We start from the raw sequence: 937 nt of genomic DNA, 5'->3' as shown, positions 1-937 counted from the left end.
GCCCTCCCGGGCGTCGAGGTGAGGACCGGCCGGCGCGGCCGACGGCGCCCGATCACCGCGACGCCGATCGCAGGATGGCGCCCGGGTCGGCGGTCCGCTGCCGGGTCGCCGCACCCACGGCCGTCACCGCGGCGGCCGCCGCCACGAGGGCGAGCACGAGCCCGACGTCCCCCCACGGCACGTCGACGACCACGGACGGCACCGGCGCGCTCCCGTCGGGCGCGACGGCGACCAGCGGTCCGACCACGCGGGCGACGAGGAGCCCGACCGCGACGCCCACCACCCCGCCGAGGCCGCACACCACCAGCGCCTCCACGGTCACGACGCCGACCAGGCGCGAGCGCTGCAGCCCGACCGCGCGCAGCTGGGCCAGCTCGACGTCGCGCGAGCGGAGCGTCATCGTCGTGTGCACCGCGTAGCCGAGGAGGGCCACCAGGGCCGCCGCGAGCGTGACGAGCCGCAGCGCGAGGGGCAGCGTGACGTGCAGCGGTCCCTCCCGCAGGTCGCGCGTCAGCCCTGCGACGCTCCGCCCGCTCTCGCCGAGCGGGACGCCGGCCGCGTCGTCGGGCAGGCCGGCGAGGTAGTGGTCCACCTGCGCGGCCGGGACGTCCACCCACCAGTGCGTCGGGTCCAGGTCCTCGCGCCCCAGCACCGCGAGACGGCGTACCAGGGACGTGTGGTCCACCGCCACCTGGTCGCCGGACCGCGACGTCGGCACGCGCGGCACGACGTCGGTCACCACCAGGTCGACGGACACGTCGCCGACACCCAGGACGAGGCGGCCACCCGGCCCGCTGCCCCAGCGCGCGGCCGCGCTCTCGCTGATCACCGCGGGGACGACGACGGCCCCGGGGCGCGCGGCCGCCTCCGGCCAGGTGGTCGCCGCCGCCCGGGCCCCGGTCTGCCGCAGGTCGCGCAGGTCCCCCGCGACGACGAC

1 protein-coding gene is annotated in these 937 nt (G+C 79.0%); it reads right to left on the bottom strand.

The genetic code is table 11. From position 1 onward, the window contains the following. Positions 1–52: 52 nt before the first annotated feature. The coding region (locus IDM29_RS16825) for an FtsX-like permease family protein (RefSeq protein ID WP_188037853.1) at positions 53–937 on the bottom strand (885 nt) is incomplete at its 5' end.

This window comes from Actinotalea sp. JY-7885, assembly GCF_014525465.1.
In the GTDB taxonomy this organism is placed as follows: domain Bacteria; phylum Actinomycetota; class Actinomycetes; order Actinomycetales; family Cellulomonadaceae; genus Actinotalea.
This window is presented reverse-complemented; position numbering and strand designations above follow the sequence as displayed.